This is a genomic window from Bacillota bacterium (genome assembly GCA_012837335.1).
GTDB lineage: Bacteria > Bacillota > Limnochordia > Darwinibacteriales > DTU012 > DTU012.
The window spans coordinates 1-8,837 of the sequence record DURM01000033.1; the positions used below are offsets into that span (position 1 = coordinate 1).

Consider the following 8,837-nt stretch of genomic DNA (forward strand, 5'->3'; position numbering starts at 1 on the left):
ATGGAAGAGTTAAGACCCTACTTAGTGGATAGACTTACTCTCTCATTAATTAATACTCGACAACTTGATGCTAAAGATTTTGTAATTAAAGAATCCGGTGGCGTGTTGCTGACAGATGATGGTAGGAAAAAAGTCATTGATGCATGGCAAACCAGAAAACAACAACAAATAATGCACCCGTATTTTCAAGAAAGAATAGCAATAGGTTTACTGCCTTATGCGCAAGCTATGCTTCTAGCGAGATGTATTCGCGGTGATATTGAGGCTTATCCTCCATTTTTAATTAAATGAGGCTGATATAGTATGCTTGTGTTAGTAACTTATGATGTTAACACTGAAAATGCAGAAGGACGAAGAAGACTAAGACTTGTTGCCAAAACATGCGTTGATTTTGGACAACGAGTGCAAAATTCAGTCTTTGAATGCTTGGTGGATCCGGTGCAATTTGCACAGCTTAGGAAAAGGTTAGAATCAATTATTGATCAGGAAAAAGATAGCCTACGTTACTACTATCTAGGTAGCAATTGGAAACGCAGAGTTGAACATATTGGTGCAAAAGATACATTTGATCCGGAAGGAACTTTGACAATATAAATAGTGCGAACCATAAGTGAACATGAAAACCTTAGGTGACTCGCACTAGGCTTTGGGAACAGATTATAAGCGGACTTAACAAAGGAAGTAATGGAATTCTAAAGCATAGAATGTGGTTCGCACAAACTGCACATGAAACAAGCTTTACGAAAGGATTTAAAGACCCTACGGTCGCACCCCTCGCGGGTGCGTGGATTGAAACTGGGGCGAAGGTTACGTAATAACCAGCCTGCTCGTCGTCGCACCCCTCGCGGGTGCGTGGATTGAAACGCCGCTGTTGCTGGCATGAGCGCGGAACAGTTTGCTCGTCGCACCCCTCGCGGGTGCGTGGATTGAAACACCGGCACACCATCGATGTAGTAGTCAGTCTCATGAGTCGCACCCCTCGCGGGTGCGTGGATTGAAACAACGATAAGTTAGACCAGTTAGACGAGCCAATGAGCAGGTCGCACCCCTCGCGGGTATATAGGTTAAGATCTGGGATATTGCTCCAAAAAAATTCAAAATCATTTCGCATCTCGTGCAGACATGATCTAGTTTTAAAAGGTGTATACAAATGCATTACGAATAATATACAGGGAGTCATGGGGAAGGGGCTGTGCAATGAGAGCAAAAGCGAGTGTAGCAGTATTAGTCATCTGTATGCTCTTCTTTTCGGGATGTTTAGTCAAAACACCGAGCTCGGATGAGGATATTGTCATCGAAGAAGTTCGTGCTTTTCCTGGAGCTGAAGGCTTTGGGGCTGATGCCACTGGAGGAAGGGGCGGTAAGGTCTATATTGTCACCAGCTTAAACGATAGCGGACCGGGCAGCCTGCGGGAAGCCGTGGAAGCCCGTGGTCCCAGAATAGTTGTTTTTGACGTGTCGGGGATAATCGAGCTGAGATCTCCTTTGCGAATCAGAAACGGTGATCTAACCATAGCTGGACAGACCTCTCCCGAAGGGGTTACCCTTACCAATTACAGCTTTGAAGTGCGGGCAGAGAACGTGATTATCAGGCACTTAAGGATTAGGTTAGGGGATGCGAAGCGTCAGGAAGTTGATGCGGTGCTGATCCGCGATTCCAAAAATGTGATTCTTGATCACATTACTGCCAGCTGGGGAGTGGATGAGACTCTTTCCATCGTTGACAGCGATCTAGTTACTGTCCAGTGGAGTATAGTCAGTGAAGCTCTCAATAACTCCTTCCACTCTAAAGGTGCTCACGGTTACGGGTCGTTGATTCGCGGCAAAGCTGGGGAGCGAATCTCCATCCACCACAACCTCTATGCTCACAACCGGGGAAGGAATCCCCGCCCTGGGAATTATACAAACCGCTTTGCTGATCCGGTAGGATTGCTGGTGGATTTCCGCAACAATGTAATCTATAACTGGGGTGGTGGAAGTGCAGGCAATAATGAGGATGAAGACACCATCACCAAATACAACTTTATCGGCAACTACTATAAACGTGGTCCCAATTCATCAAAAACCAGCATCGCTTTTCAGGAAAATGCTCCATATGCTCAGGCCTATTGGGAGGGCAATGCTATGAACGGCTCTGTGCCCTCTGATCAATGGTCACTGGTAGCCGGCAGAGGTGTCTCATCGCCGACCTATATCAAGCATGATTTGCCACTTCCTGTTGAGCCGGTCACCACCCATACAGCCCACGAAGCTTATGATTTAGTCCTTGCGGGCGCCGGAGCTTTTCCCAGGGATGCCATTGATTACCGGGTGGTAGACAGTGTTCACAGAAGTTCCGGGAGAATTATTGATAAGCCCACTGATGTGGTTTCCAAATGGCCGCAGGTCCAGCCGGTAAAAAGCCGGGTTCTAGACTTTGACCGGACAGATAAAAATTCTAACGGCATTCCCGATTGGTGGGAAAAAGAACATGGCGTAAAAAACGGAAACCATAACCAAGTCATGAAAAGCGGTTATTCAGCGATTGAAGAATACATCAATTGGGTTGCCGATGAACTTCTTAAATAAAGCGAAACTGCGAAGATGGAGAAACTCCATGCTTCGCAGTTTTGGTGTTAGTTCGATTCCAATACAGCAAACCCCACAGTTCCCGGACCGGTGTGGACACCAATCACCGGGCTGACCGATGAGGTAATCAATTCCTTCACATTTGCCAGCTGGCCGATCTGCTTAATGATATAAGCAGCTTCTTCTTGAGCGCCGCCATAGCAGACAGCGATTTGGCTGGCCGCTTTAGAGATATGCTCCTTGGCGATTCCCACTAAGCGGTCTAAGGCCTGCTTCTTACCGCGCACCTTGGCAAAAGTAGTGTAGATGCCTTCTTTGTTAACTGTAATAATTGGTTTTAACTGCAGCAGTTCACCAATTGTACCCGAGACTTTGCCGATGCGGCCGCCTTTTTTGAGATACTCCAGTGTACTCAGAACAAAGTAGACCGAGAGTCTGTCTCTGACACTGCTGACTAGGTTGCACACAGCTTCAAAGTTCATTTTCGCCTGAACAGCTCTTGCGGCTTCCATAACAATAAAGCCCAGTCCCATCGAGATCGATTTTGAATCAATAACTTTCACAGTCATGCCATCAATTTGCTCAGCTACAGTTTCGATCATTTGGCCGGTACCGCTTAAACCGGACGACAGATGAATTACCAGCACATGTGTGTAGCCCTGTTCTTTCATGCTTAAAAGCAGCGATTCTGCGTCCTGCGGGCTTGGCAGTGAGGTAGTTGGTACTTCTTGTTCTAGATGTGCGTAAACAGCTTCAGCGGTGATGTCAACGCCATCGCGATACTCTCTTCCCTGATACAAAATCCTCAGCGGCAGCACTTTAATGCCGAGCTTATTCAAAAACTCACGGGGAATATCACAGGTGCTGTCAGTAATAATGCCGATTTTTTCTTTCACGGCGTCACCTCTTTCTAAAAAACCAAAAGGTTATTCGCTTAATAATACCATTATCCTTCCGTAAATACAAGAAAAGGTATCAAATCCCCTTATGGCGAATTTATTAATAGTATTTTAAAGGCAGGTGAGGTTTATCAAAAATTGGCCTAATTTATCCACAAAAAGAGCACTTCTGCTTGCGCTGCTCCTGGTTGTGCTGGTTTGGCTAAGCTGGGCTGGGACAAACAGCGTGGCAGAAACCGAGCCGTTTTTCAGCTACAAGATTGCCGCTGTTTATCCTCATGATCCTTCAGCCTTTACCCAAGGTTTGGTTTATCATAATGGCTTTATATACGAAGGCACGGGCCTGTACGGTGCTTCCTCTCTGCGTCAGGTAAGGCTCAATGACGGTGTTGTTACTAAAGGCCTGCTGCTGCCGGATAATTATTTTGGTGAAGGGATCGCCATTGTTGATGACCGCATTTACCAGCTTACCTGGCAGGAGAATACCGGCTTTGTCTACGATCTAAATAGCTTTGCCCTTCTTGACCGGTTTACCTATCCTACCGAGGGGTGGGGCTTGACCTATGATGGCGAGTATCTGATTATGAGTGATGGCAGCAGTGTTCTTACTTACCTGGATCCCCAGGATTACAGCCGAGTGAAGCAGATCGCCGTCACCAGCCTTGCTGGTCCGGTAGAACACCTCAATGAACTCGAATATATTGATGGTGTAATTTTCGCCAATATCTGGCTGGAAGATCTCGTTGTTATGATTGATCCGGAAAATGGGGAGGTGCTGGGCTGGATTGACTTTTCTGAGCTCCGCACGCACCTTAATGTGGACCCTAACCGAATTGATGTTCTTAACGGCATCGCCTATATTCCTGAAACAGACCAGCTGGTGATTACCGGCAAACTTTGGCCGGCTGTCTTTGCGGTGGAAGTAGGAGAAAGACCAGTAAAGCTGGAAAGTAAACCTTAGAACTCGAAAGGAGCTGAGAAGGTGCAGGCTTCATCCAAACAGTTAGAACGAGTAGCAGAGATTGTCAGCAGATATCGTAATTTTTCAGGGGCAGCAATTCCCATTTTACAAGAAATCCAGAACGAACTTGGCTATGTATCCCATGAATTTATTGCAAAGGTATCGGAGCTGACCAAGATACCTGCCAGCGATTTATACGGAATCGTAACATTTTATTCTCAATTTCGGTTAGAGCCGCTGGGCGAGTATCACATCCAAATCTGCCATGGTACCGCCTGTCATTTAGCTGGAGCTGACCAGATTACAGAAGCGCTGGAAATAGCGGTCAACACAAAATGCGGCAGCACCAGCAAGGATGGCAAGTTTACCTTAGAAAAGGTAGCCTGCATCGGCTGCTGCAGCTTAGCTCCGGTAATCAGTGTTAACGGAAAAATTCACGGCAGAATGACCCCAGACAAAGCGCGCGGTCTAATTCGGGATCTGAAAGGTGGTGGAAGCCGTGGAAACTAAGAGGTATACAATCAAGGTGGGATTAGCGAGCTGCGGTATTGCTGCTGGCGCTCAGCAGGTATACGATCGCTTTCAAGACCTCCTTGCAGACGATGGAATGGTGAACGCTGAGCTGATCCCAACCGGCTGTTTAGGAATGTGCTTTGCCGAACCGCTTGTGGAAGTGAACACAGGTACAGGCGAGCGCTATCTCTACGGAAGTGTTTCAGCTGATGATGTACAGCAAATAATTGCTCAGCATCTGCTTAAGGGCGAACCGGTGCAGGAACTCTTGGTATACGCTCCCAAGCTCACTCCGGAAATGGACAGCTACTTCAACAAGCAGAAGCGAATTGCTCTTAAAAACTGCGGCGTCATAAATCCAGAAGATATCAACAGCTACCTAGCGTCAGGCGGATACCAAGGGCTGGCCAAAGCTGTTGAGATAGGCCCAGAGCTGGTAATTGCTGAAATCAAAGCCTCTGGACTGAGAGGAAGGGGCGGCGCCGGCTTTCCAACCCACTTAAAATGGTCACTTACCCGCCAAAGTCCGGGCGAGCTGAAATATATTATCTGCAACGCTGATGAGGGGGATCCGGGAGCTTTTATGGATCGGAGTATTTTGGAAAGCGATCCTCATTCGGTAGTCGAAGGTATGCTGATTGCTGGTTTGGCAATCGGTGCCAGCAGAGGCTATATCTACTGCCGGGCTGAGTACCCCCTGGCAATCAAACGTTTGAAAATAGCGATCAAGCAGGCTGCAGAACATCACTTTTTAGGCACTGATATTCTAGGCAGCGGTTTCAACTTCAGCATCGAGATCCGGGAAGGTGCTGGAGCATTTGTCTGCGGCGAGGAAACCGCTCTCATCATGTCCATCGAAGGGCAGAGGGGTATGCCCCGCTTTCGCCCTCCGTATCCCAGTGAAAAAGGTCTGTTTAATGTTCCGACTTCTATTAATAATGTGGAAACACTGGCCAATATTCCCCGCATCCTTGAGGAGGGGGCAGCAGTCTACAGCAGATACGGCACAGAAAAGAGTCGGGGAACTAAAGTGTTTGCCCTAGCTGGGAAAATCAACCGTGGGGGTCTTGTGGAAATTCCCATGGGAATGACAATTAATGAACTGATTTATGATATCGGGGGTGGAATATCCACCGGTAAGCCCTTTAAAGCAATTCAGACCGGCGGTCCGTCCGGCGGCTGCATTCCGGCTGACCTGGGTGATATTCCCGTTGATTATGAGAGTTTAGCAGAAATCGGAGCGATAATGGGCTCTGGAGGCCTGTTGGTAATGGATGAAGATACCTGTATGGTTGATGTGGCCAAATATTTTCTTACCTTTGCCCGGGGTGAATCCTGCGGCAAATGCACCTTCTGCAGGATCGGTTCAGAAAAGATGCTGGATATCCTGGAAAGAATCACCCAGGGCCAAGGAACACCCAGCGACCTTGATTTGATTCGCAGACTTGGCGAGGCAATTAAGCAGGGTTCAATGTGCGGCTTGGGCCAGACTGTTCCCAATCCTGTGTTGACTACCCTCAAGTATTTCGCAGATGAATATGAAGCCCACATTGCCGAGCAGTACTGTCCGGCTAAGCAGTGCAAGGCATTAATTGTTTACCGGATTGAGGCAGACCTCTGCCGCGGCTGCAGTCTGTGCGCGCGGGTCTGTCCAGCAGAAGCGATTACAGGTAAGATTAAAGAGCCTTATACCATTGATATTGAGAAATGCATCCGCTGCGGATTGTGTGTAAGCACATGCAAGTTTGATGCTATCAGCGTCGAGAGCACGCCAAAAGCCGGTGCGGCAAGTCTGGAGGTGGCACAGTAATGGGTAAAGTGCAGATCACAATTGACGGCAGAACATATCAGGTTTCCGCGGGAGAAAATCTGCTCAAAGCAGCGCTTGCCTTAGGCGTTGACATTCCCCATCTGTGCTATGATCCACGGGTTGAGCCATTCGGAGCCTGCCGCCTCTGCTTTGTGGAGGCAGACGGTCGCTTAATTCCATCCTGCTCCCTGACTGTACGAGAGGGAATGGAGATTGTTACCGACAGCGAGTCTGTTCGGGAACTCCAAAAAATTGCTCTGGAATTGATTATGGCAGAGCACTGCGGCGACTGTCTAGCGCCGTGCCAGATCGCCTGCCCCGCCGGAGTTGATATTCAAGGCTTTATTGCTCATCTTAACAACAACGATTTTATCAGCGCAGCTCAGTTGATTCGCGAGCGGATGCCCCTGCCATCGGTGTGCGGCCGGGTTTGTCCCCGCTTCTGCGAAGATGCCTGCCGCCGCAATCTAGTGGACGAACCAGTGGATATCTGCGGTTTGAAGCGGACTGCCGGTGATGCCTGGCTCGAACAGCTCGGTGACCAGGGTCCGGAAGCTGCCCCCGATACCGGATATACGGTAGCTGTAGTGGGCGGTGGTCCTGCCGGCTTGACTGCAGCCTACTACCTGGCTTTAGCAGGCCATCAGGTAACGCTGATCGATGCGGGACCAAAACTTGGCGGCATGCTCCGCTACGGCATTCCAGATTACCGCCTGCCCCAGGACTTGCTGGATCGGGAGATCAGTGTCATCACCAGCTTGTGCAAAGAAGTCATTATCGGCAAAGAATTGGGGCGAGATTTTACCCTCGATCAGCTTAAACAAGATTATGATGCGGTCTTCTTAGGCATCGGCTGCCAGGAAGCGACCCTTCCCGGCTATGAAAACCAGGATCTGCCCGGAATTTACAGTGGGATAGAATTCCTGCGGGATGTAACTTTGGGCAAGCCCGTACCCTTGGGCCGAAGGGTAGCAGTGGTTGGGGGCGGCAATACCGCCATGGACGCTGCCCGCACTGCGGTAAGGCTGGGCGCGAAAGAAGTCACTGTAATTTATCGGCGCTCACGAGAAGAAATGCCCGCCGAGCCCATTGAAGTTGAAGAGGCCCTGGAAGAGGGAGTTCGCTTTCTGTTTTTGACCAATCCGACAGGATTTATTGGAGAGGGAAAAGTGGAAGCTCTGGAGCTTGTCAAGATGGAGCTTGGTCCCGCTGATGCCTCTGGTCGGAGATGTCCAGTTGAAGTTCCCGACAGTGATTATGTGCTGCCCATCGATACGGTTATTCTGGCTTTAGGCCAAAAAGTTGATCAAGAACTTGCTGCTCAACTTGATGTGGAAAAAACTAAGTGGGGAACCTTCACAGAAGAACCGGCACAGGGTATTTTTGCCGCTGGAGACTGCGTTACCGGAGCTGCCACGGTTGTAGAAGCAATTGGAGCTGCCCGAATGACTGCGCTTAAAATCGATGCTTACCTGACCGGAAAACCGCTTGATCAGGAAGTTAAGTTTGCCGTGTCCCGTGGTGAGCTGGAGGATTTGGATCCAGAAGAGTTTGCTTCCAAGCCGAAACTTCCCCGGCATGCGCCTGAGCATCTTTCTGCTGCTGAGCGGATCAGCAATTTTGCTGAATACTGTTTGGGCTATACGCTGGAACAAGCTCGGGAAGAAGCTAAGCGGTGCTTGTCCTGCGGATGCTTGGATGTGGCAGACTGCGAGCTGAGACTGCTTGCGGATCGCTTTCAAATTGACCATAACCAGTTTGCTCAGACTCCGAAGCGCTACGAACTGGATCAATCCCATCCCCATATCCATCTTGATCAGAATAAATGCATCCTCTGCGGCAGATGCGTATCGGCCTGCCGTGATCTAGCTGGTTACAGCGTCTTAGGTTTTGTGGACCGGGGTTATGAGACTACGGTGGAACCATCGCTGGAACTGCCGCTGATAGAAGTGTGCGCCTCCTGCGGATTGTGCACAACAGTCTGCCCCACAGGTGCCATAACCCTTAACTATCCCTGGGTTGAGCGGGGACCTTGGGAAAATGATCGGATTGTTGAAACAACCTGTCTCCAGTGCGGTCTCGGCTG

At 49.1% G+C, this 8,837-nt stretch carries 8 protein-coding genes and 1 CRISPR repeat array; of the genes, 7 read left to right on the forward strand and 1 reads right to left on the reverse strand.

What is annotated here, in order from left to right; genetic code table 11:
- From GX019_04990 to GX019_05000, 3 genes are all read left to right on the forward strand, one after another.
- Window positions 1-291 (forward strand): subtype I-C CRISPR-associated endonuclease Cas1 (locus GX019_04990; GenBank protein ID HHT36515.1); only part of this gene is annotated, 291 nt, incomplete at its 5' end.
- A gap of 12 nt (window positions 292-303) precedes the next feature.
- On the forward strand, window positions 304-594 hold the full coding sequence (gene cas2, locus GX019_04995) for a CRISPR-associated endonuclease Cas2 (protein ID HHT36516.1): 291 nt from the start codon (window positions 304-306) through the stop codon (window positions 592-594).
- 170 nt (window positions 595-764) lie between these two features.
- Window positions 765-1,071: direct repeats of the CRISPR family, unit length 32 nt; unit sequence GTCGCACCCCTCGCGGGTGCGTGGATTGAAAC.
- Window positions 1,072-1,197: 126 nt separating this feature from the next.
- Window positions 1,198-2,568 carry a pectate lyase gene (locus GX019_05000; GenBank protein ID HHT36517.1) on the forward strand — a complete coding sequence of 457 codons (1,371 nt, stop codon included), beginning with the start codon at window positions 1,198-1,200 and terminating at the stop codon, window positions 2,566-2,568.
- 47 nt (window positions 2,569-2,615) lie between these two features.
- Here the strand turns inward: GX019_05000 and GX019_05005 are convergent, their stop codons facing one another.
- Window positions 2,616-3,464 (reverse strand): DegV family protein, encoded by an 849-nt coding sequence (locus tag GX019_05005; protein ID HHT36518.1) that lies wholly within the window; start codon window positions 3,462-3,464, stop codon window positions 2,616-2,618.
- Window positions 3,465-3,645: 181 nt separating this feature from the next.
- On the opposite strand from GX019_05005, the gene GX019_05010 reads away from it, so the two are divergent.
- From GX019_05010 to GX019_05025, 4 genes are all read left to right on the forward strand, one after another.
- A complete protein-coding gene (locus GX019_05010) occupies window positions 3,646-4,428 on the forward strand; it encodes a glutaminyl-peptide cyclotransferase (protein ID HHT36519.1) in 783 nt (260 codons plus the stop codon).
- A 21-nt stretch (window positions 4,429-4,449) separates the two neighbouring features.
- The gene (gene nuoE / locus GX019_05015; GenBank protein HHT36520.1) at window positions 4,450-4,938 is read left to right on the forward strand and encodes an NADH-quinone oxidoreductase subunit NuoE; all 489 of its coding nucleotides are present in this window, start codon (window positions 4,450-4,452) and stop codon (window positions 4,936-4,938) included.
- Window positions 4,939-5,035: 97 nt separating this feature from the next.
- Window positions 5,036-6,751 (forward strand): 4Fe-4S binding protein, encoded by a 1,716-nt coding sequence (locus tag GX019_05020; GenBank protein HHT36521.1) that lies wholly within the window; start codon window positions 5,036-5,038, stop codon window positions 6,749-6,751.
- A partial coding sequence (locus GX019_05025) for an FAD-dependent oxidoreductase (GenBank protein ID HHT36522.1) occupies window positions 6,751-8,837 on the forward strand: 2,087 nt, incomplete at its 3' end. The genes GX019_05020 and GX019_05025, both read left to right, overlap by 1 nt.

Excerpts from the sequence above, each read along its gene's own strand:
- GX019_05000 (HHT36517.1), top strand. The coding sequence starts at position 1,198 with ATGAGAGCAAAAGCGAGTGTAGCAGTATTAGTCATCTGTATGCTCTTC.
- cas2 (HHT36516.1), top strand. The coding sequence starts at position 304 with ATGCTTGTGTTAGTAACTTATGATGTTAACACTGAAAATGCAGAAGGA.
- GX019_05020 (HHT36521.1), top strand. The coding sequence starts at position 5,036 with ATGGTGAACGCTGAGCTGATCCCAACCGGCTGTTTAGGAATGTGCTTT.